This is a genomic window from Burkholderia sp. BCC1996 (assembly GCF_905339955.1).
In the GTDB taxonomy this organism is placed as follows: domain Bacteria; phylum Pseudomonadota; class Gammaproteobacteria; order Burkholderiales; family Burkholderiaceae; genus Burkholderia.
The window spans coordinates 90,602-115,987 of the sequence record NZ_CAJPHM010000013.1 but is presented as its reverse complement, the minus strand read 5'-3'; the positions used below and the strand labels follow the sequence as shown (position 1 = coordinate 115,987).

The following is a 25,386-nucleotide window of genomic DNA, read 5'->3' as shown; positions in this document are numbered from 1 at the left end:
GTCATGCATTTCCCACGCGTCGCTCTTTTCATCGCAGTTATCGCATTTGGCTACCTGTTCGCAGTCGCCATCAACCGGGGCAGTCTGCCACGACGCGGGCGCAGGCAAATCAATCCACGGGATTTCCAGCGCCAAGCGATTATGACGGCGGCCGAGCTGAAATTCTTTCGGCAGCTCGTCGCGACACTGCCCGATGTCTGGGTCTTTCCTCAGGTAGCGTTTGCCGCAGTGCTCAAGCCGACCACCAAGGGCCGTGAATACTGGCGTGCATTCGGGAAAATTTCCCAGAAGCGTATAGATTTCGTGCTCTACGGTTACGAGATGAATCTCATCGCGGTGATCGAACTGGACGATTCATCGCATGACCGAAAGACCGAGGACGACCGAAAGCGCGATGCACTGCTCAAGCACGCCGGGATCAGGACACTGCGCTTCGATGTTCGCCGTTGGCCGAGCAACGAAGCGATCCGATCGGCCGTCTATCCAGCTGCCGCACCTGTTGAATTGATGGCGCCTGGACTGAGACGCTGAACCCCGTCGGTGAACTGCACGCGGGCCAGGTGAGGCTCGAGGTCGGAACGCTGCAGTTCGCCCTCTGCCACCAGCAGATCAGTTAACTCATCTAACAAAGAGCGATTCGCCTCGAGAAACGACTCGAGCACCTTCAGATGCTCGGCCTTGAGTGCATTGAGCGCGAGCCGGTTGATCTGGATTTCCTGCTCGGTCGTCGGTTCTTCGAAATAGACGTCACCGAACCCACGAACGAGATAGTTGTGCGCGCGATGAGTCCACTCACTCGTATCGGCTTCGGCGCCATCCGCCCGCTCGCCTAGCACTACATGCTCAGCCACAGTGCCGCCGAGATGGACCAGCATTCGCCAGCGGAGGAATGACCGCGTCTCAACCGCCGGCCAAGACATGTCGCTCTGCACGAAACCGCGATCCGGATCGTCGATCGAGATCTCCCGCCGGATCTTCGTCATCAGCCGCTTCGGTAACTCAGGTAACGCGGCATAGAGAAGAAGATGCCCCACTTCATGAATCGCAGTACGTAACACATCCTTATCGGCGCGACGGAGAGGTTTTCTCATCGCTGCGACGGCGCCCGAAATCGCCATCACTCTGGTTGCGGATTGCTGTTGAGACGTGAAGGCACGAAGCGCCGCGTACGGAATCGCAATGCCCATGCTGACCGCAAGCGCCTCTTCGTGATGGGCCTCAATCCACTGCACCCAGTCATTGATGTCGCTTGCCATCCAGCGGATTAACTCAAGCACTAGCCAGAGCGTGGCAAAACGCCACGACCAGGAGAAGAGAGGAATGCGCACCTTGCTCGCGGTGTACATACGGTAGATATGCCACACCATTTCAAGCAAGATCATAATCGTACCGGCGCGTTCCGCGACGCGATAAACCGTTGCACTCGGCCCGGCCAGCAGGTCCGCGGACGGTACGTTCGACGAAAGAACACCGGCAACGATCGCCAATGCGATGATCGCCGCGACCACTGAGACTATCGAATGCTCTCTCCAGTCGCATAGCCACTTTCTGACGGCACCGAGACGGACCCGATAGCGCGTCACCACATTTTGTAGAAGTACTTGAGGTTCGATTCTCATGAAGATCTGGTGCTCACGTTTTACTGGGATCGGCCGTTGCCTCACGACATCCCAGAAAGCAATCAATGACTATCCATCGACCAACAGGCACCGGGGGTCATGAGCGCTACGGCGCTGCACCAGTGAACCGACGCCAAACCAGAATTCCCTGCGCGGTTACGGCCACCGGAATCGACAGCATGAGGAGATAGAAAAGGACCGATCCGTAGACGTACCACATGAGGGCCATTACCAGTAGGGCGATTGCGACAACGAGACGCAGGACCTTGTCGACGCGTGACTCGTCGGTCAAAAGCAGTGCGATGTCGCCGATGGCCAAGAGAGCCAACGTGACGGTATAGATAATGTGGAAATTCACGACAGCCTCTTCGTCAAGAACTTATGGGTATCCGGTTTACGCGGTTGATGACTCGTTTTCATGCTGCTTTGCACCCCCACTTAACTCGATATTCAAAATGGAATCCGCCGCCGTCGTGGCTGACATATTTGCATTCAATGCCACGCTTTTCTGCCTGCTGGCTCGACAAGCTGGCGTGTGCGTAGCGGCCTAGAAGATCCACCCAGTCCTGTGGAAGAAGTCGTCTTACTTCAAGCTCAGTAAGCACGGATGCGCCTTGTGAAAAAAACGTTGCAGCGATGACGTCAGCAAATTCTTTGCTCATCGCTAAGCTGGCCTGAGCTGATTCAACTGGAGTCAAGCCTGGATATGACCAGAGATGGGGAACGAGCTTAGGTGCAGGCATCGCATAATTGAACTGGATGTTTTGTTGCATCGCATCACCTCAAATCAACCGCAAAATACGGATACCCGAACTTATTTGGTAAGGATGATGCTGATGATGCTGACGTCGTCAATATCAGCACCCAACTGGCGAGCCAACTGCATTTCCAATCCGCCAAGTCCAGCGGGTGTATCGTAGGTACCTGGCACGCACGACAAATTGACAGCCGCGATCGTAGCCGCCGACCCTCCCCTCACTTGCCGATTAACAGCAAAGGTCACGTGCGCCTTGCTCGGCCCTCGTGGGCAAACCTTGTTGACATCAACGCTCACAGTGAAGGCATGAGCAGGAGCGCTGATCAGCACGGTCGTGATTGCGATCAAACATGCGATAAAGCAAGCGACCGCTCGCACGCCGATGGGAGACGAGGCCGCTGAACGACCGCAAATTCGATGCATGAATGGCAGATGGTGTGTCATGGCGTGATAGTCGGGTGGGCCTGAACAAACGCGTATTTCACGCGAGGTATTCGCGCATTGCAGGGCACTTCGAGCACCTGTCGACGTTGAGGAACACATTGTGGCTTGGATGCCTGATTTGGGGCTGCCAGTCGTGCTCGCATTCGATATTGCTACCGCCGGTACCGAACGCCGACAGCAGAATCTTCAGGGCGATCGAGCTGAGCACGGGGATGAGGACGACAGCGGTCAACATCACTGCGCCCAGAAGAGTCGAATTTTCGGTCTGGAGATCCATGTCATCAGCTCCATTGTTCACTCTGGCTGGGAAATTCGAAGCGGCACCATTGCTCTAGAAAAGCACCTGCTGCCCGGCAGCTTCCAGCAACGCCTGCAGGTTCGGTTCCTGCATGCCCTTACTCATCAGCTTCCGGCCATCGGCGGGCCCTCCTGATGGTCCTTCTGACGCTCCACTGCCAGCAACATTCTGAGGACCTCGAGCGCTGCCCACATACACCGTTCCACCGCTCTTGAGGTGGGCAACCAGCGCCTCGATCGCATCGAGTGCGCTGGCAAAGGCCACTTGGTTACCCGGGACAAACCACCCGCTGTTGTGAGGAATCGCTTCGTTGTAGTGGCAGCCGAGCCGGCGTGCGAGCAAACCGTATGCAGCCTCGACATCATCCGGCACAACATGCGTGGGCGGGGCCGCCAGCGCTGGTTTGCGCTCGGGCACCGCGGCCGCGACGACAGGCGGAGGGGCCGGCGTAGGCGTTGAAGCAAGTGTCGCACCCGTCGTCTCGCCTTGGTTCGACTCAACATCCGGATCGGTACCCGAGCCGGTCGGCGGCTCAAATGCCATCAGCCGCTTCATGTCATCCGAACTCATGTAGCGCGTTCCGCTCGAATCTACGACAGCTCGCCACTGCGAGATCTTCTGCGTCATCACAAAGCCCGTGATCTCGTATCCACCGGGATGAAAGAGCCGCTGAGCGCGCGCCCGCACGTTGTCGGAGACAGCTTGCTGCGGAAAATCACTGCAAACGTCGGCGTCGGTTACTGCGTCATGGCTAGTCATGAGATGTTTCCTCCTCGCCGTGATTGAATCCTGCGGCCTCACCCTTTGCTTCGGTGAGGACCGCCTTCATGAGCTTGTGGGTGTTCGGTGCAGATTTCTGGCCCATCTCAGCCCGCAGGGACGTCATCAACTCCGGCCAATGCGCTACGAGCGCCGACCACTCGGGAGACACATCGACCATAAGCGGCACCTTGTCGTGCGAATCGGTGGCATCGAGAAATAGCATGCATCGACGAAGATCCGACGGGTCCCAGGGATTGGCGTTCTCGTGCGTCGCGCTCCGCGGCACTCCAAAAAACACTCTGCACATCACCTCGGATGAAAGGCCCCGTTCGCCCACGGCCAACCATTTCGCGACAGCGGCGTTCCCGGTCTGACGTGCCTGACTCGATTCGGCCTGACGGGCAGCCGAGATCGGCAGATCCATCGTCCGCAGGACTTCGAGATCGGCCGGTTCGCCAATCACAAACGTCGCGCCGATTCGCGTCGAGATATCAACATCGCACAAGGCCTTCTTGCTGAAGCCGCAGCTGATCATCTCGATGTCGCTGGCGGGCATCGCGCCGAAAATGATGCGGCAGCCCATCACGCTAATGACCATGAAGCCGCGCGCCCGTCCGACCTCGGCAATGGTCTCGGGCGACGGCCATTCGATGCGTGCGGCGCCGCCCTCCCGGCTGGGACGCATGGCGAATCTGGTGTTCGAACTCATGTGGTTCTCCATGAATGTGCGCTGAGATAGTCTTTATGAGGCGTGCTCCGAGGCCTACCTGTCACAGAACATCCAGATTCAAGTGAAATCCTTCGCAGTTCGTGAATCGTTCTGCCCCGCCACGCGGATAGTCGAAGACAATGTCGGTCCCGATCCAAGGACGCCCTTCCAGCTCGCAAGCGAGGCCCGTTGTGAACGATCCGCTGCATGGGTCGACGACAAGCTGACCGACGTCGCTCATGAAGCGCACGAGCTTGCGCGCGAGCGCAAGCGGCATCGGCGCGCCGTGGGGCACGAGGCCCAGTTCCCTTGCTCGCTGCTTATAGGCGCGCTGGTCCGCGCAATGGTTCGAGACCTGCAGCACGTTGCGTGGAATGCGCCCCGCTGTGGGATTGCCGAACGAACCTCGCCGGAGACGATAAGCACCGTCGCCATTCACACGCGCTTTTTGCACGCCCCCGCGTGCAATCAACTTCTTATGCGCCTCGGTGTGCGGTTCGAGCACGCGGCGGTTATCCGCAATGCACATGTGTGGATCGTTACAAAACCACAGGACGAATTCGTAGCCCCCATTCAACTGCATGCGTTGCTTGCTCGCGTACTGCACCGGGCCCGGCGGTTTGTTCGACGCCCAGATGAGGCGATCCATCAGGCTCAGACCGAATCGTTTGCACAATGTCAGCGTCAGTTCCTCGAGGTACGTCGACCGGGCGGGCGACTTCGACTCGAAGACGTCGTTGCCGATGACGATCGCAAGGTTCGCCCCCGGCGCCATGTGGCGCACAATCGGCTCGACGATCGGACACAGGAAATCGACGTAGTCCGTCGTCGACGGATTGCCGTACGCGCGCGGCTCGGCCAGCGCATACGGCGGAGAGAACAGCCCCAAGCAGATCGGCTCCCCATCCAGTCGCTCAAACACGTGCTTGGCGTCGCCCCAGATCGCGAGGCCCAGGTTCGTGCTGAATGCGAGGACCGCGACACCATCCTTCACCTTGCGCAAGCGCGTCCGCCCTGTCTCCGTCAATTCCCACACGCCACGTTCGCCGTCGACACGCTGAATCAAGCCGAGCCGGCGAAGAGTTTGGCAATGCCAACGAATTTTTCTTTTCACCACGCTGCGCTTGACACCAGCGCGTCCGACCGGGATTGTCTCGTTAAGCGTGGCCGCGTCGACACCCGCGCGACCTGCGGCGATCCGATACAGCTCATCGTTCGTGAGCCGTCCGGATGCGGGCTGTGCGAATGCTCCACCGACATGCTCGAAGAGATCGATCTGATTTTCGTTCGGTAAGAGCTTCACGATGCGCCCCCCTGACGCCATTGCAGATAGTGCTCGACGCGGAAAAATCCTGCCGCCGCGGCGTTGCGCTCGAGGCTCCACCATGTTTCCCCGGGCAACACCAACGCGCAATGTTCATTGTCGAGTCGATTCATCAGGTCGTCGTTTTCCCGTTCAGTGGCTCGCTGTTCTTCTTCCCACTCCTCGAGTGTGGGCATATCGTCATACTGTGAATCCGGAAAAGCACTTTGCTCGACACTTTGCTCCCACGGTTTGCTCGACCATAATTCCTTGATGTACTCTTCGTGCTCGTCCCAGAGCCACCCCCACGCCTGTTTCGGAATCTCGTCCGCTTCGACGCCGAGCAGACGGGCGATGCGAGCATATTCGTCGCGCTCATATTCCGCATGTTGCCTGGCGCACTCTTCTCGCTCGCCCATCTCAGAACGCCAGTTCTCGGCAAGGCGCTGCTGTGCCTCCCTCGCGCGCCGACGGACCTCCTCCCAATCCGGAGGGGGCGGGCATACACCCTTGTCGATGAGCCCGGCGTTGATGTATGCGATCAGGCTCGGATCTTCGGGCTGGACAGTCGCAGTGACTGTCGGATCTGCGGAAAGGTCCTCGATTGCGGCCGTCAGGCCACGCTTCTCGCGGCCCTTGTTCGCACGTTCGATCAGGTGTTGCTCGGACCAGATCCGACTGCGATCTCGCTGCCCCTCTCCTTCCATGCTGTAGGTGTATTTCTGCATGAAGAGGTGGAGGTAGCGCTGACGCTCCGACGCCATGCTGATGGAGATTTCGTGGTAGCGCTGATAGAAGGCCTCATCGTGTCCGCAATCGATACTGTCGCCCTGATGGGCGACCTCGTGCTCCGTCAGGCCAAACAGGTGGGCGGCTGTCTTGATCGGGTCCGCGCGCAGGCGCTTCACGACATCGACGTTGAACGCAATGTACGTTTCCCCATCGGTCCATGCTTGCATCGTGTTCGATTCACCAAGCAAAATGTGTTTGCGTGGCTCATCCCACGCAAGTCGGCGATGCCGCCCCCTGCGCATAACCCTGCCACCTGAACATAACCCTGCGTACTCCTGGATACACCAGCGCAACGCAGTCCACAAACGGCGCGTCTCACGATCGAGGGCATCCTTTTCCGTCACCATCACGGTGCGCTCGATATATGCTTCACGCAACGTGCCAAACTCAATGAATTCGGGAACGCTCGTCTCCTCGACCCGCCACATCCGAAATCGATATCGATCCTGTTGACTCAGGTCGGACCACCGCGCTTGCACGACCGGCAGGATACGATCGATCACGTCACGAAAGTCTTCAGTGTTATGGCAGCCAAACCGAGCAAGCGTGCACGGGTGCACGACCAGTGCGATCCCCTCGCGAGCGATCGCCTCGCCCTTGGGCACGTCGAAGGCGTTTTCCGCGACGGTCACGGTCGCCTTACCCTTGTAGTTTCGGCTCGCCGCACTCAAAAACGCGTACATGGAAAGTTGCCGCTTGCCCGGCAACACAGTTACGACATCTTCGCTCTCGAAGATCTTGAGGACATTCTCGTCGCCGGCCAACAAGTCATGCGCCGCCTTCTCGCGCCGGGCCTCGGTTTTTCGGTGTTCGCCAAGGCGAGCGGAAATTTCGCGCGCCATCGCACCGAACTGCTTGGCTATTGGCTTCCATATCTGACAGGTCTTGCGCAGGATCTCCGTACGCGAGACGTTCAGTGCGATCGCCTTCTTCGACACGATCAGGCCGCCTGCGCCCCACTGTTGCGCTGCATCGTGGCGCACAAGCACGCCCTGGTTGTAAATCGATACTGCGCCTTCAACCTTCACGCGATACCACGCATATTCATCCTCGTGATCCCACCTCTCCGCGCGCGGATCACGCGTGATGATTCGACCGTTAAGGTCAACCGCAACGGGCGTGTAACGCACGAGGTCGCGGATCTCCTGCGTCGCTGACAGCAGCTCGGTGTCGGTCAACTGCTCGTACCACTGCCCGACAATTTCGCATCCGAGCACGCGCACATCGTCACCTAGATCGTCGAGGTCATAGCCATATCCCATCGTGCGGGTATCGACGGTCATCTGCCAATCGCGCGAGCGCCAGACAGTGCTCGCGTGGGCCATGATCTGCCCGCGCCCGAGCCTGAAACGCCCGTAGGTCGCATCACCCTCCTCGTGCGGCGTGCCGAATCGGCCGAAGTAGCGCAACACATCTCCACGCGTCGCGAACCCCGCGCCGTCGTCGCGACATCTGAAGCCTTCCTTCGTCATCGAGAGGGTGACGGTCTTCGCGTTTGCGTCGACCGAGTTCATGATCAGCTCGATGACCGCCTTGCCGATCGATCCGGCCTGCGAATAAATAATGTGATGGATGATCGCCGGGTCAAGTTCGAAGGGCAGTCGCATGTAGCACCGGAATATTCGAAGTGGTTAGCCGTTCAGGTTGAACGGGATGGGGTTCACGTCATATCCAACGTACAGCGGATGTTTTGGAAATCCGTCTTTCGTCGTCACAAGGCACATCGGCTGGATACCGGCCGAGCGAAGCAGCCGAGTCACGTCGATGTCGCGACGCGAACCGGTCGGCAGCTTCGTGCCCCAGCCACAGATCACGGCTCCATCGGCCGCCTGGCGCGCGGCGTCGAGGATGTGGAAATCGTTATCCGCGCCAACCGGCTCCACGACCGTGGAGAGCACGGCCGGGTCAGTGGAGACCCACGCGTAGAGGTTGACGATAACGATGCCGCCGTACCCCCTCTGCGCCATGCGGCGCATACAGCGCGTGACGGTCGGATCCGGATCGCTCTCGTTCGCGATCGACGGATTGAGCATTACGAATACTGCGAGCGGCCGCGACGCGTCCCAGATTCGCCACAGTCGATAACGATATCGACGGCACGGCGAAAACACGGCGCCGAACTCGCCAAGCAGGCTGGTCGTCACGTCACGGCTTACCGTTGCGACGATGTCGCTACCAGACTCGAAACCAGCAATCTCGTTGTGCATGGCACCGGCGCAGGCAATGTATATACGCCATCATATTTACATTGCACGCTCGCACGCAACATTTCTGCCCACTATCTATCCAGCCAACGGGAGAATTTGTACGTGCAAACGGTAAAAATTCAGTTGAGGGCGGAAACATTGCGTTACAAAGAAATTCGCTCGTTCTAGCCGAAACGAGGATTTGCTCGTGCGAATTTCGAGGTCTCCAGATGCCAAGCATGGGAGATTTCGCGCTTAGGGGCCCCGTTTGCACGTGCAAACGTTAAGACGCCTCGATCAGGAGCGCGGAAACTCTATAACTGAGCTAACTGAGCGAACCGGGCGTCGAGAGGGGTGTAAGAGGGGTGCGAGGGGTGGGGAAGATGCAGGGGGTCAAGCACCCGTGTCAGGCGATAACTCGTGACACCGGTGCTTGACGTGGCGCGGCAGTGCGCCGGCGCTAGCTCAGACGGAACGGAAGGTCTTTCGGGACGCTGGTCGACGGCTCGACCTCGATTCCGGCCGTCGCCCCTAATTCAGAGGCGAAATCGACGTCGTATGACCCTCGCGGATCGCGCGCGACATTCTGCAGAATCTGCGAATAGCCCGACAGGATCATTAGCGCGCGCTGGTATTCGGGGGTCAGCGCCATCCGCGCTTGGCGCGCGCGACTCAGGCATGCCGAAAACTCGTTCGCGATGTCCCTGTTCAGCTTCGATGCCGCCGAATACGAATCGTAAGCGGCTCGCAGTTCCGGAGTTTTGAGCTTGTCAGCAGCGATACCATTCTGATCCAGGAAACGTTGCGCGGCAATCTGGTCAACACCGAACTGCTCGGCGATCGCAGGCACGAGTTGGTTGCGACAGTGCGCAATAACAGGGTCATTCTCGCGTGCATGCTCGATGAGCGCAGCAGTGCGCACCGCCAAGTAATCGTAGGCAAGCTGCTCCTTCTGCTGGAACAGTGCGATCTCGGCCGGTGCTTCGATCGACATCGACCACCAGTAAAGGTAGCCGCCCTTGGGATCGAAGTTCTTGAACTGGGTCGCGCCGATGGCCGCCGCCTCCTTGGCTCGTTGCACCGAGAAATCCGACGGTCCCTCGAATATTGCGATATAGCTTGAGCCGCTAGTGTCTTCCTGAATTGTTAACTTCACACCGTACAGCGTACCCAGGCGGCGCAAAAAACTTTGCAGCGCACTCCACACCGTATAGCCGAGATCCGCCGGATTTAATGCAGCCCATTCCAGGGCCTTGTTGAAGATCCGGTCGCTCCAGCGCGTCTGATCCATGGTGCCGGCACCGGCGCTATCCGGTAGCCGGGCAATCAAAGTGCGCTGGTCCCGGTAGTACGTCAGCCACGACTCACGGTGCGTCTCCAACACGGCGTGCACCACCGAGCCTAGGTCGATCGTTGCCTTTTTAAGTTCCATCATATTGTTTCAACCGGAAGAACGGCTCGCAAGAACCTTAGCTTCGCGCTCGTTCACCTCGGCCACTACGTCCATCCTGTAGCACATGGCACCCGATCGCCCGTTATCGTTTTGTCTGATCAGCCATCACGCAGGGCACTTGCGTCGCGAGACGCATCATGCCTCCCCTTGCCTGATGCCGACGTGAATCATAACGCTTCGACACCGTTAACGACTATTAATATTACATATTCTTTACATTTCTTCGGTACCTTCTAACCCGATTTTAGTTCATCTCCGGGCCATCCGGATCACCGTCTCGTAATATACCGGGTGAGGGACCACAAAACATCGCGCAACAAAAATACTCTACTCTCGGTTATATTTCACGCATTAGCGTCCGAGGGATTCGCCATGCGCAACGCATTTCCTTTGCCCCCCCTGAACTCGCCGTCAGTGTTCCGGCGCATCCGCTGGGCCACGATGCTGTGCGGACTCAGCGCAGGCCTCGGCTTGCTCTTGCTGGCCGGATCGCCAACCACTGCCTTTGCTGCCAGCTCACTCGACCCGTCGTCGATCATGAGTGCGACACCGTCAACGGACCAGTCGATCAAGATGCTGAACTATGTGTTCGGCAGCTTTTCGCAGAACCCCTTCACGCTGAGCGGATCGCCTACAACACTCCTCGGCAAGATCTTTCTGTACTTGAACACCTTCATCTTCTTCATGGCAGCGCTGTGGAGCACCTATACGATCACCGGTGGTGTCGTGGGGACTGCACATGAAGGCGAATTCCTCGGCAAACGCTACTCGACCGTCTGGTACCCGATCCGTCTGGTCTGGGGTGCCGCGACGCTCGTGCCGATCTTCGGGGGCTTCTCGCTGGGGCAGGCCATCTACATGTTCTTCGTCCTGCTTTCGATCGGCGCGGCCAACGGCATCACCTCCGTCGGCATCGATTCGATGAACGATTTCACATCGATGGTGAGTGCGCCGTCCAGCGTCCCGGCCAGTTCGAAACTCGACAGCGATCTGGCCGACGTCCTGTTTCGCAACTACGTTTGCGCAAATGCCATTGCATCCGAGTCGGGTTCGGCACCCATTCAGCCGGCGTCGCAGATGAAATCCATGCCGATCGGCAGTGGCGGATCGTCGTCCGCCTCGGCATCAGGCGGCCTGGTCAATACGATCGGACTCCAGCTCGGAACGGATTCGGATCCGACGATGTGCGGCACCGTCAGCGTATCGGCAAACAGCGGCCAAACTTCGTCCACGACGCTGGGCTTCTCAGTAAATTCTGTGAACTATCAAGGCATCACGAGCGCGCTGCATAGCGCTGTCCTGTCGGCTCACCAGACGGCACTGAACGCCCTTTCGCAAACCATCTCCCAAGCAGCCTCGACCTGGTACACACAGTTCGTGCAGAACAAGACGTCAGGTACCCAGATCACTCCGTACCCGACGGCGCAGCTCCAGCAAGCCCGTCAGGCATACAACACCACGGTGCAGCAAGCATTGACTCAAGCACTGCAGAGCTCGCAGACTCAAGCGTTCACATCGCAAGCCATCCAGAACATGAAGAGCACTGGCTGGGCCGGACTTGGATCGTGGTACGAAACGTTCGCCGAGGCCAATTCGGCCATGGCCGATGCCACCAAGGTTGAGTTCAGTGCAGCGGAACCGACTGCGCCGGATTCCGCCTGGGCGGACGCCGTCGCCGGAATCGAACGGGCCAAGACATCGCAACTCGGCGCGAGTGGCGGTGCCGGCAGCGACAAGGAACAAGGCGTCATGGCCAAGGTCATGAGCTACCTCACGGACAAGCTCTGTGGCGGGATGGCGTCTGGCACGTTCACCAACTCAACGGGCAATGTGTCTCTCGGGCAGTGTCTGCTTGGTGGGACCACCTCGCTGATCTTCCGCAATTCCGGCGGGAACCAGCTCGTCGACCCCATCATTGCCAGCAAGAACCTTGGCGACTACCTGATGGTGTCCGGCGAGATTCTGTGGGCCGTCGGCGAGATCGGCGCCACGCTGACGCAGTCCGGCGGCGACAATAGCGAAGGGTTCTTTACCAAAATGCTGAGCAACGCCCCGGTCGTGGGTACTGGCGTCAAGCTGGCGAGCCTGATCGGCGCGATTGGGGCAGCGGTCGCTCGCGTTGCCTTGACGCTGTCCGGACCGATCCTCGTGATCGGCATGGTGATGTCGATCTACATCCCGTTGATCCCGTTCATCACGTGGTTCTCGGGCTTGCTGACGTGGCTCGCGGTGATTGTGGAATCGATCATCGCGTCGCCGATCTGGTCGATGGCACACGCTGAGGGGGACGGTGAAGGGATGGGCCGACGCTCGGAGCACGGCTACCTGTTCCTGTTGAACGTGATGTTCCGCGCCCCACTGATGGTGGTAGCGTTCTTCGTGGCCGCGGCGTCGACCGTCATCATGGGCACCGTGCTGTTCATGTTCTTCGGGCCCGCTATCGCGAATGCCGCAGGTAATTCAGTCGTCGGCCTGCTCTCGATCATCGGCTATCTGATCATCCTGTGCGGGACGATGATCCTGATCGTTCAGACGAGCTTCAACCTGATCCACCTCATTCCCGACCAGGTGCTGGGCTGGATCGGTGGAAACCTCGGAGCGCACCTCGGTCGAGAACTCGAGGGTCGTACGCATACCGTGGTGGTCGCCGGCGTACGGTCGGTGCAGAGCGGTTTGATGAAGCCGGGAGGCCTTGGCAAGCTGAAGCCAGCTGCGCCGTCCGCTGCGCCCGCAGGCATCAAAACGGGTGCGGGAGAAAGTTAAAGGGCAAAGGGGATCAGGTTGCGACACCTGGTCCCCTTCAAACTCGTAGCTTGCCTGCCGAGACGACGTCTGCATCCGTGACGCTCTTCCGGCCCATCGTCACGAATTCCTTGACCCCAGCCCGGCCGATCGCAACGCGCAGATCCTTGTTCAGCAGCCGATTGCTCGGGTCGACACGCCGCAGTTCATTGAGCAGCGCGTCACGAATGGCGCTCTGCCGCGCTGCCTCGTCAGCCATCTCGAAACCCGAGACCCCTTCCTCGAACCGCTCGCGCTGTACGCGTGCATCCTGCCGTGCGGCCTCGGCATTCGCCGCACGGCGCGCGAGCACGCCGTCGGCCCAGGCGCCGCTTGCTTGCAGCAGGCCATCCCATTCCGATTGCAGTTGCGACATGATGCCCCCCCTCTGTGGTTGCGTTCCTGACTGGCCCTGATGCGAAACGGCACCCCAGTCATTTCGTAAGCGTATCGAAGTGGTGAGCGAAGGCACATCGAAAGCTTCGATCCTGATACCAGATTACCGAAGTCGGGCGGGGGCGTGCAACATGTCCAGCCAGCACGACAAACATGCTCCTTCCACAACCTTTTCATGTGGCAGGCAACCGGTCCATCATGCTAAGTTCCTGAAAATCGGACAAGAATTGAACAAACACCAAGTGCACCATGCGCCAAATCGCCCTCGATACCGAAACAACTGGCATGAATCCGGAGAGCGGCCACCGCGTCATTGAAATTACCCGCGTCGAATTGCTGAAGATGGGGGGACGCCACACGCTTGACTCGTTCTGCCACCGCGTCGGCGTCAATCGCTCACATCGCACGCTTTGCGGCGCGCGGTTCGATGCCGACATTTTGGCGGAGGCGTACCTGCCCATGACAAGGGTCCGGGAAACGGCATGAGCGACGTCCAGATCACCTTCGGGGCCTCACAATTGCCCGACATCTCGACATCCCCGGCTGCCTCCCAGATCCGCTCGCTAATCATCCTGTCGGTCGTCACTTGCGTTTACCTCGTCCTCGAGGTCGCATACAACGCAAGCGTCGTGCGCGTGCTGTCCTCCGTCTCGGCCGATAAGCCGACGATCGAGGGTATGGAGACGATCGGCAAGGTCATGGCGAGCATAGGCATCACGCTCTTTCTGAGCCGTCTGATTGGCCTTCGGCGCGCGCTGAGCTTCGTAGGCGTCGCCGGCTTCCTGTACTTGACGATCAGCGCCGCGGTGTCCTACTACCTGGACACCTTACCTGCCCAGGCGCGCATCGACGGACACTGGCTCGGCATATACCGTCTGGGCGTGATACACGGCGAGATCGCCGCGCCGGACATGCTCAATGCGAGGCGCGGCGCGCCTGGGGCAGGTCCGGCGCAATCCAGCTTGCCCAATTCACCGCTAACCACCGCGCAGCGCCTGGCGCTGGCCAACGTGGCGCTGCTGACCTTCCACGATCAGCCTTCGGTTACTGCCGATGCCCAGCGCTATTTGAAGGGTTCCGTAGCCACCGCAGCGGCGAGGTTTGACGCCCGGACTATCGATCGCATGCTCGATCGATTCTGGCCCGTCTATGCGCGCGCCTCGGCACAACTCAAGCCGGGCTACGCGATCGCGCAACGATTCTTCGGGCGCATGACGCCCCAAACCTACATCACGCGCCTAAAAGGCGGGCAGTACATCACGCCGGGCACGTCGGCGGCCTCGCGCCTGCGCGAATACTGCTCCATCCTGCTCTACGCTGGGGATCCAAATAACGGGCTCGGCCCCGTTAGCGCTTGCGACCTGCCTCCGTTCTTTTCACGCGCGGCTCTGTGCAATGAGATCGAGCACCGCATAGGCGCCGCCAAGAGTCAGGTGGTCAACTACTACTGGCCTTCGGCGGACGGGCCTGTCTCGGCGGTTTCGCACGATCTGTCGTCGACGGCCTTCGTCCCGCCGATCTCCATGACCCTGAGCCTCCTGTCGCTTACCTTCAGCCTGGCATCGTTGGCCGGCTACGCGGCCCTATTCATCGTCTATGTGTGCTGGCCGAGTGTGTCAGCACGCGCCCGCGCGAGCCTACAGTTTGGAGTCACGATGGTGGTGGCGGCCGCAATCGCCACCTGCATGAACGGCGGCAGCCCGTTCCCCGAAAGTAATCGATTCCATCAGGGCGAAATGGCCGCGCGCGACCACGGAATTGCCACGCGTGTCTGGGCTTTCGCACTGGACCGCGAATTGGCCGTGCTCCAGCGAGTCGAATCCGTCCCGCAGCTTGTTCAGCTCGCCGACAGCCTGCCAGCGGCCGGGCACTGGGTCAGCTGGGACCACTGGAAGGATCATTTCACGAAGCGGTAACTGCCACGCAATGAGGCTGCGCTATATGGGTTCTTGTATCGAGCGCAATATCCGGCAGCCTGGCAATGCAATCGGGTAAGCTGCTCATCCTGCGGCAGTGACCGGGTATTCATCCGGAAAGGGCTGATTGCGCTGAATTCGGGGAGAAACTGACTGTGATGCCCACCACTTCTATTGGGTCCGCGCCGGCGAAGTCGCGGGATGGGCGAGTTAAAGACGCAGTGTTCGCGCATAGCGCATCGGGCGTGCTTGTGCATGTTTCCGAGGTTCCACGCGGCAAGGCATGCAATTGCTATTGCGCAGCCTGCGGTTCGCTCGTGATCGCCAAAAAGGGAAATCAAACCGTATGGCACTTTGCGCACCTATCCAAGGCGGACTGCCTGCACGCAGCCGAGACCGCACTGCACAAGGCGGTCAAACAAGTCATCCTTGAAGGAGATTCGATTGGCCTCCCCGACCTAGCTATCGAAGCGCGAGCGAGCGTTGGCCGTCATGTTGGCCATGCAAAACGTTGGGTGAAGGGCCGTCCGATCCCTTATCTTGAGCCGAGACTCGAGGTTCGTATCGGTGAAATCGTGGCCGACGCAGTCATCACTGCTCAAGACCGCGAGTTAATCGTCGAGGTCGCTGTCACTCACAAAGTCGACGACGAGAAGCTCCGAAAATTTGCTCGCATGCAGACTCCAGCAATTGAACTGGAAGCCTGGAAGTTGGACCGCGCAGTGGACTGGTCCTCAATCCGGTTATTCGTTAGCAAGTCTGTCGAATCGCGAAAGTGGCTATTCAATCCCCGCCGCGAGCATCTTTTGAAAGAAGCACAAACCGAAGCTCAGGCGCAGGCCCAGGCTCTGGCGGACACCGCGCATATGCAGGACGCCAGGAAATATGTAGCGCTCCCCATGGCGGCGACTCGGGTCGCCGGCGATTGGCAGATCGCTGCGACGACAAAGTTGAAGCGGCTATGGCTGAAATACCGTAGTGACCGTCTACTCACGGTGACGCCCTCTTTCGCTGCAGCCGACATGATAATGCGCTGGGACGAGAGGGATGCGCATGACGGCGACGAGGAATCACACTTCGAGAGTCTGCTTACCGTGTTGGCGGCCACTGCACACATTACGTATCGGGACGAGAACGGCGTCGTTGCCGAATTTCGGCAAGACCATTAGTTGCTTTGAACCACAGGAGAGGGGGAAGTCATGGGATTCCTGAACTCACTTTTCGGTAGCAAAAAGACGGGGAAACAAGAAACACCGCAAATTCCCTCGATCGAGAACATGTCCCTCGAGCAAATCGTAGCCTTCACGCAAGAGCATCTCCGTACGCAAGGAATGTCGGCATCGTTGGGGATCGATCTCGTACAGAGGCTCTACACGATCGCGCTTTACGACCATCACATTGACTCCACGCAGAGGGAGCACGCGGCCCGAATGCTCGCGGCGTTGAAACAGGATCTTGAGTCTGCTCACGCGAACGACCCAAACTTTCTAGAGGCCTTTCACCGGGCAAACGAAATGATGGAACAAGACGCTAGATTCCGTGGAATCGGCTCACTCGCCTGGCTGATAGAGGAAGAGAACGTCTCGAATTCGGAGACGGTGCCTTTCATCATGCGTCCAGAACACGGACATCTGCTAGGTGACTTCCTGTCACTGCTACCTCCCGAAACAATCTCGCAAACCAGATTGCACCTCGTTCGGCAGTTGATACTTTCCCGTCGGTACAGTACTTGCACCAATGCCGTCTTGACCCTGCATGGCCTCGTTGCAAAAGGTGATAGCGCGACACTCGCAGTGTTCACCACCGCAGAACTTCTGGCTTTGCTTCGTGTACCCGATAGCTATGCGACCGGCCGTGACGTCTTGGTTCAACTGGGCCTGCTGCCAGTGGAAAGCAACGCACGTCCCTTCGTGACAAGTCTGGACCAGTCCTCCCTGATGTTCTTAATGGTGCGGATGTGCATCGACCGCGACAAGGAAGCGAAGGTCGACGCGCGACTGACCGCGCTACCGGAAGAACACAGGACACTGGTGCTTCTCGCTCTTGCCGTTCTTCGCATTCACCTGATTCGGCGTACGGTGCAGCAGGTGCATGGCGAGAATGCTGCTTCAGCCTTCCTCAGTATCTACTCCGAGGAGGTCGGAAACGTGATTGGACGATTCGAAGAAATTCTCGCAAAGCTGGAAACGTTACCCCCGGGAACCCCCATAGATTTCGCGCTTCTCGACCAATTCTTAGAGATGACGGGCGATTCGCCAAAATCGGAAGAAGAATTTGAGCGCAACCGGGAATGGATCGAGATGGCGACAGCCTGGTTGAACTACGAGCGTGTGTGCGTCCAAGAGTACGCGCGGTATTTGCTGCGATTGAATCCCGATGTCGCTCCGCCAGAAGTCCGGTCCGGTGCCGACGCAGCCATCGTCAAATTTGTCCTTGAAACCTATCTGAAGGAGGGCTCCAGAGCCGGTTTAGCCGAGCACATCAGGCCGGATCTGGAGGACTGGATCGGAGAGGCGACGTGATCTCTTGCCATCACCCAAACCCACACAACACGGCTCCGCGCCAGCGGCTATCCAACGATCGATCCAATGCGAGGGTGCCTGATGGATCCCATTCCTGATGGTGCGGCGAGGGGATGTGGTCCATACTCCCTCACTGGCATCGGCTGGTGATCATGGTAGGAGTCACACTTGGCCCGATGGGCAATCCCCTCAGGGCGAAGGCGATCTCCACCAGCAACATGGGGGGCGAGGTAACATGACGGAAATGATCACGGTCGCGATCGTCGCGGCAATCGGTGGGTATGCAGGGAGCGTCTATGCGTTCTCGCGAATTCATCCGCGCGCGCCGGACGCCACTGCGCAGGCGTATCGCGATCTGCTCGCCGCGCTCAGCGAGCTTCTGAGCACTTTTGTCGACATGAGTACTGCGCGAGCGGGTGGCCAGCAACCGACTGATGCAATGCGGCACGCTATGAATGATGCGGGAAAGCGCGTCAGCAGTATCAGCAACAGTGCCTCGTTTCTTCTCGCGGAGACCGACCTGGACCTGATTGATTCGATCTCCCAGATCTATACGATGGATCCGGACAAGCGCATCGAGCAGCTCGACAAGGTGATCAATGCGGTGCGGCAATCTGCGTACCAGACCTACCGTCGCCGGTCGTGATGGTCCAGCGCAAGGGGCTTGATTTCATCACGCCGCAGATGGATGCTCAGCCCAAATGACCGAGGCGCCCGATCACAATGCGCCGCACGATCCAGACGTTCAAAAGGAAATCGAGCGCCAGGCCGGCGAAGCCACCCAGACCCTTTCCTCCCGTAACGCTCTCGCTGATGCCCGCGCAGGCGAGCGGGAGCATGAAGCCGATGATTGCAACAGCGGCGGCCACGATGAGCCAGAAGATATCCTTCACCGCCTGGTTACTGCGCATGACGATCAGGGTAAGCACGCGAATCAACATGATTGCGCCGATGAGTGCCCCGAATAACGGAATCGTGAGCCCGGCCGCGGCAAGCACAATGGCCGCGAAAGTAGCCCGCCTTGCCTGCCCTTCTTCGGACAGGAGTTTTCCAGTGGCCTGATTCGATTCACTCACTCACCACCTCCCCCCGCCATGACCTGGAACTACTGCAGTTCGGCCCAGAGACTTCTCTCAGCCACGCGGCGCGTATGCGGCGTCGGGCGCAGTCTCTGACCAGTCAACTTCGTCTCCAGCTACACCAGCATCATCCCGATTTTCTTGCGGCGTGCTTCGTCGGTCGATAGTCTCCGCATGCTGGTGAGCAGCTCGGACATCACGATGTCGGTCCCTGACGATTGGGGCGTCACCACCTGCTTGTCGGCAGGCGTCGATTGAGAGTCCTGGCCGCCTTGATTCAAGGTGTTCGGCGAGTCGTTGCTTGATACGCTCATGATTTCCCTCTGATTCCAAAATCGACAGGGCATCCCAGCCCTTGAATTCCTGCGGATCGCCAAAACTACGGCGATCCACCACACGCAGTTCAACAGCATCGCCGAACTGGTCTCGTACGGCGGCCAACCCCGCAGGCAGGCCGCCCTGAATCCGGGCCATCGTGCCAATACTAGCACCCCGGCCCACTTCCTCGAAACGCTGCAGGGTGTTGTCGAGCGCCTGCTCAGGCGTCGGATGAACCGCCACGATCATAAGCCGGAAGCCGGCATCGAGGACCTGCCGCACTTTAGCCACGGCGTTCTCGGGATCCGACATTTGCCCTTCGTAGATAGCATGCGTTCCCGTCAGCATGCGGCCGTTCTCGAGCACAGACGATGTCTTTCCTGCGCCGGGCACGCCGGTCAGCAAGACGACAATATCCCGCCCTGGCTCCGGCGTCTCACTCAGGATCCGACGCAGCTGCTCGCTCGCCAGCACGGCTGCCGAGTTATGGATCGGCGAGTTGTAGATGTTCCGGGCCTCGTTGGATTCACGATACTGATCGAACGTTTCCTTGAACGTGTCCGCGCTGATGAAACGGCCGTTCAAAGACTGCGGCAAGGCCTTGAAGCGGTCGATGAATCGCTCCGGATCAGTCTCCACTGCTCGCGCGACCGCTTCCTGCACCTCGTTGCGTCCCGCCCCTTCGTAATTGTTCCGCCGAATCGCTTCGAGCACCGGGTGACTCCGCGAAACAACCTGCTCGATTCCTCGCTCGACGTCACGTACATTCCGCGTCCAAACAGGCAGCCTTTGCTGAATGGGATGTCCCTGTGGGCACTCCGCATCGAAATACAGCGGGCGGCCAAGCAGGCCGGCTCGCTCGACTTTGATCCAGTGCGCTTCGCGATTCCCCGAGGATAGATCTCCCCTGTCATCCGGAATCCATGCGTGGTGCTGGGCATCAATTCCCACGTCTCGAAGACGGGACACGACGTCGCGCGCAAAGGCCTCGGGACAGATCGCATTGATCTCCTGATCCCGTTCGACGTGCCCCTCTTCGACATACCGCCGAGAAACCTCACGGATGATAGTCGACACACGCTTGCGCTGTTCGCGCACCTCTCCATCTGTCATGGCCAATCGATCCTCCCTTTCCCCCTCACACTTTCGGAACAGGTGGCTCGATCTTGGGCGTCGACCGACGTTCGCCCTGAAACCCACCCAACATACAGAGTCGCGGGGATTGCATGCAACATCTCGTGTACGGCTGTACGTGCGGACTATGCGCGTGTCGAGAACGACTGCCCATCCGGCTGCTCGGCCTGGTCTGGCTCGAGCACCGGCACGCCGGCCGCTTCGGCCAGGAATTTCCACGTGCGGTGGAACGGGCTCGTCTGCTCATCGAAGCGGCTGTAGATCAACTCCTCCGTCCGGTAGTAGGTGCGTATGCGATCCGGATCTGCCTGGACCGCGTGCAGCAGTGTGTCCCGGCCTTCGCTCGTCAGGTAATGCCAGCCCTTGGCACCATCAAACCGATAGAACTCCGTATTCATCGGGCGACCGGTGCGTGGTGTGTTGTGCCCCTCGACCCAAAGCAAATCCGCCAAGTCCGGCGAGAATTCTCCATGGACGCGCTCGAGCGCGTGCGCAACCGCGGCGCTACGCGTCGCGTACAGCGACTCGATGAATTCCGGATCAATCGGATCCTTCGGATCCGGCCACGCCTTGGGGACGACGTTGATGCCCAGCCACACGAGATTGATGCCAGTCAGTTCGTCGAGCTGCTCCTCGCCCTTCCTAACAACCTCCTGAATGCGATCGATGTCGGTCCGATCGATTCCGTATTCAGGGCCGCGAGGTGCATCCGGCAGCGCGCCCGCAATCTGCTCGATCGCCTGGTACAGCGTCCATTTAGCCATGAGTGACCTCCCCGTCGTTAGCACGCGGATAGTTCATTGCAATCTGGTGCTGCACGCAAAGATGAAGCATCTCGCGAGTGTGAGTCGGCACCGTCGGCAACTCCTGGTTGGCGACCGTCAGGATGGCGGCTGCGGCCTCCAAGGCATCGTCAAGAGCGACTGAGACACGCTGAGGCGTCACGCCCCATGCCTCGAACTCGCTCGCATCGACAAAGAATGGCTCTTCGGGATTGTCACCGACGTCATCCGCAAGCCAGAAGCGCAGCGCTCCGACGTCCTCGCCGGCGATGTTCGAGTCACCCGACAGCATCTCCGGGAAATGCGTGACAAAGCGTGCCCAGAACGCGTCCGCCGCGTCGTGTGAGACGCGATCGAAGTCCAACCAAAGCCAATCGCGTTCGAAACGGTTCAATTGCGGCGGGTTAACGAGCTTCTCCGGGTAGCAACTGCTCATCGTCTTGCCATCGCCGTCGTACAGCGTCAGGATCGCGCGGTTGGACCCGTCGTTCACCAGGGCGTAGCGAACGGCGCCCGGGAAATCCCGCTCGATAACGGCGCCATCTTCGCGCAACGTCAGCCTGATGCCCACGATGCCTGAGTTGGTCGCGGTCGTCGTCGAGTCCTTGGAATGCTCCGTCATGGTCGGTCTCCTTTCTTTCAGCCAAGCATGCCAGGTGCGTCCCCTGACGAATCACCCGTTTCGCGCTCTTGGGATACCTCCACGGCAAATCCCCCGTCGAGCTGAGTCTCAGCAAACTGGATCAGTGCGTCGCGCGTGACCATGTCGCCGTGAGCTTCATGCGTCAGATCGAACACCCCCTCGACCACGAGGTGCGCTGTGCCCTCGCCCGGATCGACGTCCGCAAAGCGTGACAGGATCTGCTCATCGCTCGGTTCGTCGACTTGGAAAAACGCGACTGTCCGGGTGCCCGGCACCATCTCATGTCCGACCATGGCCACCCACAAGCGCGGCGCACCGTCGATATTTCGCGGTGGAATCAGGGCTGCGGGATGCAGGCCTGTGGTCAGCACTGCCTGTACCCTCTCCTGAATCGCGGCCCATGCACGCGACGAGAGATCGTCCGCGGAGACGTCATCTTCGTCGCTGGCGGATGTTTCAAGTCCATACTCGATGGCGCGCATGACCGAACCGGTCATCGCAGGTGATGTCTGTGCCTGCAGCGCCGCGGCCAGGCCAGCCTGGCGCTCGTGCAATTGCCGATTTTCCATCTGAAGCCGCATGATCAGTCCATCAGCCTCTTCAGCGATCGACGGCACGGCGGCGTCCCCGTCGAAAGTCGTGGAATCAGTCAGGCGTTCACGAATCGAAGCAATGTCGTCAGCGCTGACAGCAGGAACCTCAGGCAGAATGCGGCGCGGCAAATCCTCGCCGGAACGAGAAGATTGCGTCATGGCTTTCTCCTTCAATTCGCGTTGGGCGCTTCGCCCTCGGCCGGCTTGATGTCGACATACGTCAGCCAGCGCTCGGAGGACGGCATCTTCTCGAGGACCTCGAGAATCCTGGAATACCCACCCGATTCATGATCGATGTGTGTGCCATTGAGAATGGCAGCCTGCAGGTAAAGCAGATCCACCAGCACATCAGTGCCATAGTGATCGCCGATCTGACCGAAACCATCGAAGCTGTCGTACAGCTCGCTCGCGAATACACGAGCGGCTTCCGGGCCATCGGCACGCCGCGCTTCATTCTGGTCGCGTCTCGCCACTTCCGTTTCGACTTCCCGCGCGCCCTCGCGCGAGGCGTAGGCCAGCAGATCCACGGCCAGCCCTTTGCGAATTGCGTTGTGCAGTGCCACCTCGCCTTCCTTTAGCGCATCGCCGACAGGCTCGAAGACACGATCCAAGGCCGCATTCAGCATCACCAGCACTTGAGCATCGACATCCGTCAGGCCGTACTCGATCGGCGTGGCGCTGAATCGCCCGCAGGCGCTCATATACGGATCGACGATGACCGTGTCCTGCGACGTCACCGCGAATCGCACGGCGGCTTCAGCGTCTTCGACGATGTGGAGACGCGCAGCAAGGCCCGCCGACACTGGCGGCAGGTCCTGCGGCCCCCGGGGACTCTTCAGATCACGGAACGCCGCAACCACCGCTTCATCCGCCTTCAGACGATCATCAAACGTAACGAGATGATCGCGCACGATACCTTGCAACTTGTCGACGGCACCGACCAGTGCGTCCCGCCATCCGGGCAGTACGGACCGAATGAACGTGGCTGTCGACGGCATTGTCTCCAGGTAATGCCCGCTTCGGAAATTCTTGTTGTCGACCAGCAAATTTTCGAGCGTCAACTTCAGTCGCTCGAATTCACTGTCGATCGCTTCGGGGAGCGTAACCTCGCGACGCTCACGGTGTGTCGGGTCGGTGCTGTTGGCGCGCTCGCCGCTGATTTCGCTCATGGTGTACTCCTGGCGGATTGGGTGTCTGGCTGCGGGTCTTTAACCATCGCCCTTATGGCCGCGGTGCCGAGACCGCATCGTCGTCAGCCGAGTCGTCTGCGTCGCCAGATGCGTCCGGCCCCGCACGCCGGACCACACCGTTGATCTCAACCTGACGAATCCCTTCGAGACCATCGATCAATCCCGCTCGGATAATCTGGGACTCGCGCTCCCGCCCGACGATCGTTCCGTAGAGTTTGAAGGTCAGTGCATCCGCGATTCCCTTCAAATGGGCTTCTCGGAGCACCTCGGGCAACGGGATGACGCGCGAAAGTGGCGTTTCGGCGTGCGCTTGATGAAGCGCGTTTGGCGAGACCGTCACGAGTTCCTCGAGAGCGAATCTGTGCCGGACGACGAGGCGCGACGCACTCCGCAGCTCCACGTCGTCGCCGGGCGCCATGACGACGTTGGCGAAATCGCCGCGACCGCGGATCACCGAATTGAATTGGTCGGCCACTTCGGCCAAGCCAGACGCGACACGATGGCCATTGACCCAGATGGTGTTCGGCGCGTCCGGCGCGAACGAGAAGCGAGCCTTCGCATGCTCTGCTACCGCGTCGAGCTGCGCGTCCGTCATCGTGATACCGAGGATCAGTGCCGAGGCGCGCACGTGCCGCATGGCATTGTCACCGTCGATACGGTAGCCCAGCGCATCTGCGCGCTTGATGGCGTCCGACAAGACCTTGAAGCTGCGATGCGCTGTCACGGCGTCATGCACATCCCACCCGAACCTCCCACCGAGTTCATTCGCATACTGCATGGCCAGCGCGAAGGAACCATGCTGCCCAACCACGTATTCGATCTCTTCGCCCTCACCATCTTCAGCGAGTCGCTTTCCTCGTACCACGACCGTGAATGCATCGGGTTCACGCAAGGCATCCCACTCGCGAGCCGATTGAATCTCGACGGTCTCGAACCGATCGGGGCGCGCGCCTACGACTTCTTCGGCGAAACGCGAATCGAGGTTCGCCAGAAACGCGGCGCGTGACTGCAGTTCTTCAAGGGTTGGCATGGTCGTGTTTTCCTATGTGCAGGCGCGCTCAGGCGGATGTTGTCCGGACCGCCACCGGCGCAGGCTTAATGCTGCGCACGCGGGCCGTCACTCACGCTCCGATCGGCAGGCTCGGATTCAGCAGGTGAACTCGGGGCGTCGTCGAAGGCGCAGGTCTGCGCGATCTGATTCATGAGCGCCTGCCGCTCGCTGTTGCCGAATGACTGCAGGTAGGCTGCGTGACGCTCGGGCGTCCAGCTATCTGGCCGCCGACGGCCGGCATAGAAATCGACGGCGAAGCGCAGCTTCGCGCCAATGTCGGGAAATTCCTTTGACTCGCTCCAATTATGGAGGTCATGGCGATAGGCATAGGAGAGCCCGTTGGCCCATTCGACCACGACGTTGACCTTCTCGTAGCTGCCCGGCGCCGGGCCGCCGCGGCCCCCGATATAGGTCTCCCCCTGACGGGCCCACGTATACAGCACGTGATTCGCGCTTTTGAAGGAGCGCGACTCCCAACGACCAAGCATCTCTCCTTCTCGCTGAAGCAAAATCTTGACGACCGGTGAGACGTCGAGAGGGTTCGTTTCCCCTGCGCCGGCACCGGCGCCAGAACTGTCCGGCATTGCATTCGAATGGAGCGCGTGCATGGGGGGCCTCCGACGGCCATCCGGGAATTACGCAATATTAAATCACATAG

The 25,386-nt window shown here is 59.6% G+C and carries 27 protein-coding genes; 7 read left to right on the top strand and 20 right to left on the bottom strand.

Going from position 1 to position 25,386, the window contains the following annotated elements:
* The first annotated feature begins 3 nt into the window (after positions 1 to 3).
* Positions 4 to 531, top strand: coding sequence for a DUF2726 domain-containing protein (locus tag U4Z64_RS20170; RefSeq protein ID WP_321820823.1), 528 nt, complete (start codon positions 4 to 6; stop codon positions 529 to 531).
* On the opposite strand, the gene U4Z64_RS20165 is transcribed toward U4Z64_RS20170, so the two are convergent.
* From U4Z64_RS20165 to U4Z64_RS20115, 11 genes are all read right to left on the bottom strand, one after another.
* On the bottom strand, positions 480 to 1,685 hold the full coding sequence (locus U4Z64_RS20165; RefSeq protein ID WP_321820822.1) for a hypothetical protein: 1,206 nt from the start codon (positions 1,683 to 1,685) through the stop codon (positions 480 to 482). The two genes, U4Z64_RS20170 and U4Z64_RS20165, sit on opposite strands and share 52 nt — an antisense overlap.
* 40 nt (positions 1,686 to 1,725) lie before the next feature.
* Complete coding sequence (locus U4Z64_RS20160) at positions 1,726 to 1,977, bottom strand: hypothetical protein (protein ID WP_321820821.1); 252 nt, start codon at positions 1,975 to 1,977, stop codon at positions 1,726 to 1,728.
* Positions 1,978 to 2,035: 58 nt separating this feature from the next.
* Positions 2,036 to 2,392, bottom strand: a complete 357-nt coding sequence (locus U4Z64_RS20155; protein WP_321820820.1) for a hypothetical protein — start codon at positions 2,390 to 2,392, stop codon at positions 2,036 to 2,038.
* A gap of 41 nt (positions 2,393 to 2,433) precedes the next feature.
* Positions 2,434 to 2,820: a hypothetical protein gene (locus tag U4Z64_RS20150; RefSeq protein WP_321820819.1), complete on the bottom strand. Its 387-nt coding sequence runs from the start codon at positions 2,818 to 2,820 to the stop codon at positions 2,434 to 2,436.
* A 37-nt stretch (positions 2,821 to 2,857) separates the two neighbouring features.
* Positions 2,858 to 3,097 (bottom strand): hypothetical protein, encoded by a 240-nt coding sequence (locus U4Z64_RS20145; RefSeq protein ID WP_321820818.1) that lies wholly within the window; start codon positions 3,095 to 3,097, stop codon positions 2,858 to 2,860.
* Between the two features lie 54 nt (positions 3,098 to 3,151).
* Positions 3,152 to 3,877, bottom strand: a complete 726-nt coding sequence (locus U4Z64_RS20140) for a hypothetical protein (protein ID WP_321820817.1) — start codon at positions 3,875 to 3,877, stop codon at positions 3,152 to 3,154.
* Positions 3,870 to 4,589: a hypothetical protein gene (locus U4Z64_RS20135; RefSeq protein WP_321820816.1), complete on the bottom strand. Its 720-nt coding sequence runs from the start codon at positions 4,587 to 4,589 to the stop codon at positions 3,870 to 3,872. Before U4Z64_RS20135 ends, U4Z64_RS20140 begins: the two co-directional genes overlap by 8 nt.
* Before the next feature lie 61 nt (positions 4,590 to 4,650).
* Positions 4,651 to 5,892: a DNA methyltransferase gene (locus U4Z64_RS20130; RefSeq protein WP_321820815.1), complete on the bottom strand. Its 1,242-nt coding sequence runs from the start codon at positions 5,890 to 5,892 to the stop codon at positions 4,651 to 4,653.
* Complete coding sequence (locus tag U4Z64_RS20125; RefSeq protein WP_321820814.1) at positions 5,889 to 8,291, bottom strand: ATP-binding protein; 2,403 nt, start codon at positions 8,289 to 8,291, stop codon at positions 5,889 to 5,891. The genes U4Z64_RS20130 and U4Z64_RS20125 overlap by 4 nt, the downstream gene beginning before the upstream one ends.
* 24 nt (positions 8,292 to 8,315) lie before the next feature.
* Positions 8,316 to 8,891 (bottom strand): DUF1643 domain-containing protein, encoded by a 576-nt coding sequence (locus U4Z64_RS20120; protein WP_321820813.1) that lies wholly within the window; start codon positions 8,889 to 8,891, stop codon positions 8,316 to 8,318.
* 439 nt (positions 8,892 to 9,330) lie between these two features.
* Entirely contained in the window at positions 9,331 to 10,305 is a 975-nt protein-coding gene (locus U4Z64_RS20115) for a hypothetical protein (RefSeq protein WP_321820812.1), read from the bottom strand.
* Positions 10,306 to 10,695: 390 nt separating this feature from the next.
* On the opposite strand from U4Z64_RS20115, the gene U4Z64_RS20110 reads away from it, so the two are divergent.
* The gene (locus U4Z64_RS20110) at positions 10,696 to 13,086 is read left to right on the top strand and encodes a DotA/TraY family protein (RefSeq protein ID WP_321820811.1); all 2,391 of its coding nucleotides are present in this window, start codon (positions 10,696 to 10,698) and stop codon (positions 13,084 to 13,086) included.
* Positions 13,087 to 13,123: 37 nt separating this feature from the next.
* On the opposite strand, the gene U4Z64_RS20105 is transcribed toward U4Z64_RS20110, so the two are convergent.
* Positions 13,124 to 13,480 carry a hypothetical protein gene (locus U4Z64_RS20105; RefSeq protein WP_321820810.1) on the bottom strand — a complete coding sequence of 119 codons (357 nt, stop codon included), beginning with the start codon at positions 13,478 to 13,480 and terminating at the stop codon, positions 13,124 to 13,126.
* Positions 13,481 to 13,749: 269 nt separating this feature from the next.
* On the opposite strand from U4Z64_RS20105, the gene U4Z64_RS20100 reads away from it, so the two are divergent.
* From U4Z64_RS20100 to U4Z64_RS20080, 5 genes are all read left to right on the top strand, one after another.
* Positions 13,750 to 13,986, top strand: a complete 237-nt coding sequence (locus U4Z64_RS20100; RefSeq protein ID WP_321820809.1) for a hypothetical protein — start codon at positions 13,750 to 13,752, stop codon at positions 13,984 to 13,986.
* Positions 13,983 to 15,416 (top strand): hypothetical protein, encoded by a 1,434-nt coding sequence (locus U4Z64_RS20095; protein WP_321820808.1) that lies wholly within the window; start codon positions 13,983 to 13,985, stop codon positions 15,414 to 15,416. The genes U4Z64_RS20100 and U4Z64_RS20095 overlap by 4 nt, the downstream gene beginning before the upstream one ends.
* 158 nt (positions 15,417 to 15,574) lie before the next feature.
* Positions 15,575 to 16,585 (top strand): competence protein CoiA family protein, encoded by a 1,011-nt coding sequence (locus tag U4Z64_RS20090; RefSeq protein WP_321820807.1) that lies wholly within the window; start codon positions 15,575 to 15,577, stop codon positions 16,583 to 16,585.
* Between the two features lie 30 nt (positions 16,586 to 16,615).
* Positions 16,616 to 17,938, top strand: coding sequence for a hypothetical protein (locus U4Z64_RS20085; RefSeq protein ID WP_321820806.1), 1,323 nt, complete (start codon positions 16,616 to 16,618; stop codon positions 17,936 to 17,938).
* 235 nt (positions 17,939 to 18,173) lie between these two features.
* Entirely contained in the window at positions 18,174 to 18,584 is a 411-nt protein-coding gene (locus U4Z64_RS20080) for a hypothetical protein (RefSeq protein ID WP_321820805.1), read from the top strand.
* A 46-nt stretch (positions 18,585 to 18,630) separates the two neighbouring features.
* On the opposite strand, the gene U4Z64_RS20075 is transcribed toward U4Z64_RS20080, so the two are convergent.
* From U4Z64_RS20075 to U4Z64_RS20040, 8 genes are all read right to left on the bottom strand, one after another.
* Complete coding sequence (locus U4Z64_RS20075) at positions 18,631 to 19,014, bottom strand: hypothetical protein (protein ID WP_321820804.1); 384 nt, start codon at positions 19,012 to 19,014, stop codon at positions 18,631 to 18,633.
* Between the two features lie 57 nt (positions 19,015 to 19,071).
* A complete protein-coding gene (locus U4Z64_RS20070) occupies positions 19,072 to 20,448 on the bottom strand; it encodes a zeta toxin family protein (RefSeq protein ID WP_321820803.1) in 1,377 nt (458 codons plus the stop codon).
* A 146-nt stretch (positions 20,449 to 20,594) separates the two neighbouring features.
* The gene (locus tag U4Z64_RS20065; RefSeq protein ID WP_321820802.1) at positions 20,595 to 21,233 is read right to left on the bottom strand and encodes a hypothetical protein; all 639 of its coding nucleotides are present in this window, start codon (positions 21,231 to 21,233) and stop codon (positions 20,595 to 20,597) included.
* Positions 21,226 to 21,873 carry a hypothetical protein gene (locus tag U4Z64_RS20060; protein ID WP_321820801.1) on the bottom strand — a complete coding sequence of 216 codons (648 nt, stop codon included), beginning with the start codon at positions 21,871 to 21,873 and terminating at the stop codon, positions 21,226 to 21,228. The genes U4Z64_RS20065 and U4Z64_RS20060 overlap by 8 nt, the downstream gene beginning before the upstream one ends.
* A gap of 17 nt (positions 21,874 to 21,890) precedes the next feature.
* Positions 21,891 to 22,646, bottom strand: coding sequence for a hypothetical protein (locus U4Z64_RS20055; RefSeq protein WP_321820800.1), 756 nt, complete (start codon positions 22,644 to 22,646; stop codon positions 21,891 to 21,893).
* A gap of 11 nt (positions 22,647 to 22,657) precedes the next feature.
* Positions 22,658 to 23,656, bottom strand: a complete 999-nt coding sequence (locus U4Z64_RS20050) for a hypothetical protein (RefSeq protein ID WP_321820799.1) — start codon at positions 23,654 to 23,656, stop codon at positions 22,658 to 22,660.
* Positions 23,657 to 23,708: 52 nt separating this feature from the next.
* Entirely contained in the window at positions 23,709 to 24,707 is a 999-nt protein-coding gene (locus tag U4Z64_RS20045; RefSeq protein ID WP_321820798.1) for a hypothetical protein, read from the bottom strand.
* Between the two features lie 65 nt (positions 24,708 to 24,772).
* Positions 24,773 to 25,336: a hypothetical protein gene (locus tag U4Z64_RS20040; RefSeq protein WP_321820797.1), complete on the bottom strand. Its 564-nt coding sequence runs from the start codon at positions 25,334 to 25,336 to the stop codon at positions 24,773 to 24,775.
* Positions 25,337 to 25,386: the final 50 nt, after the last annotated feature.

Excerpts from the sequence above, each read along its gene's own strand:
- U4Z64_RS20090 (WP_321820807.1), top strand. The coding sequence starts at position 15,575 with ATGCCCACCACTTCTATTGGGTCCGCGCCGGCGAAGTCGCGGGATGGG.
- U4Z64_RS20150 (WP_321820819.1), bottom strand. The coding sequence starts at position 2,820 with ATGACACACCATCTGCCATTCATGCATCGAATTTGCGGTCGTTCAGCG.
- U4Z64_RS20095 (WP_321820808.1), top strand. The coding sequence starts at position 13,983 with ATGAGCGACGTCCAGATCACCTTCGGGGCCTCACAATTGCCCGACATC.
- U4Z64_RS20140 (WP_321820817.1), bottom strand. The coding sequence starts at position 3,877 with ATGACTAGCCATGACGCAGTAACCGACGCCGACGTTTGCAGTGATTTT.
- U4Z64_RS20085 (WP_321820806.1), top strand. The coding sequence starts at position 16,616 with ATGGGATTCCTGAACTCACTTTTCGGTAGCAAAAAGACGGGGAAACAA.
- U4Z64_RS20170 (WP_321820823.1), top strand. The coding sequence starts at position 4 with ATGCATTTCCCACGCGTCGCTCTTTTCATCGCAGTTATCGCATTTGGC.
- U4Z64_RS20045 (WP_321820798.1), bottom strand. The coding sequence starts at position 24,707 with ATGCCAACCCTTGAAGAACTGCAGTCACGCGCCGCGTTTCTGGCGAAC.
- U4Z64_RS20080 (WP_321820805.1), top strand. The coding sequence starts at position 18,174 with ATGACGGAAATGATCACGGTCGCGATCGTCGCGGCAATCGGTGGGTAT.
- U4Z64_RS20100 (WP_321820809.1), top strand. The coding sequence starts at position 13,750 with ATGCGCCAAATCGCCCTCGATACCGAAACAACTGGCATGAATCCGGAG.
- U4Z64_RS20070 (WP_321820803.1), bottom strand. The coding sequence starts at position 20,448 with ATGACAGATGGAGAGGTGCGCGAACAGCGCAAGCGTGTGTCGACTATC.
- U4Z64_RS20050 (WP_321820799.1), bottom strand. The coding sequence starts at position 23,656 with ATGAGCGAAATCAGCGGCGAGCGCGCCAACAGCACCGACCCGACACAC.
- U4Z64_RS20105 (WP_321820810.1), bottom strand. The coding sequence starts at position 13,480 with ATGTCGCAACTGCAATCGGAATGGGATGGCCTGCTGCAAGCAAGCGGC.
- U4Z64_RS20120 (WP_321820813.1), bottom strand. The coding sequence starts at position 8,891 with ATGCACAACGAGATTGCTGGTTTCGAGTCTGGTAGCGACATCGTCGCA.
- U4Z64_RS20065 (WP_321820802.1), bottom strand. The coding sequence starts at position 21,233 with ATGGCTAAATGGACGCTGTACCAGGCGATCGAGCAGATTGCGGGCGCG.
- U4Z64_RS20040 (WP_321820797.1), bottom strand. The coding sequence starts at position 25,336 with ATGCACGCGCTCCATTCGAATGCAATGCCGGACAGTTCTGGCGCCGGT.
- U4Z64_RS20125 (WP_321820814.1), bottom strand. The coding sequence starts at position 8,291 with ATGCGACTGCCCTTCGAACTTGACCCGGCGATCATCCATCACATTATT.
- U4Z64_RS20135 (WP_321820816.1), bottom strand. The coding sequence starts at position 4,589 with ATGAGTTCGAACACCAGATTCGCCATGCGTCCCAGCCGGGAGGGCGGC.
- U4Z64_RS20110 (WP_321820811.1), top strand. The coding sequence starts at position 10,696 with ATGCGCAACGCATTTCCTTTGCCCCCCCTGAACTCGCCGTCAGTGTTC.
- U4Z64_RS20060 (WP_321820801.1), bottom strand. The coding sequence starts at position 21,873 with ATGACGGAGCATTCCAAGGACTCGACGACGACCGCGACCAACTCAGGC.
- U4Z64_RS20115 (WP_321820812.1), bottom strand. The coding sequence starts at position 10,305 with ATGATGGAACTTAAAAAGGCAACGATCGACCTAGGCTCGGTGGTGCAC.
- U4Z64_RS20155 (WP_321820820.1), bottom strand. The coding sequence starts at position 2,392 with ATGCAACAAAACATCCAGTTCAATTATGCGATGCCTGCACCTAAGCTC.
- U4Z64_RS20055 (WP_321820800.1), bottom strand. The coding sequence starts at position 22,646 with ATGACGCAATCTTCTCGTTCCGGCGAGGATTTGCCGCGCCGCATTCTG.
- U4Z64_RS20145 (WP_321820818.1), bottom strand. The coding sequence starts at position 3,097 with ATGGATCTCCAGACCGAAAATTCGACTCTTCTGGGCGCAGTGATGTTG.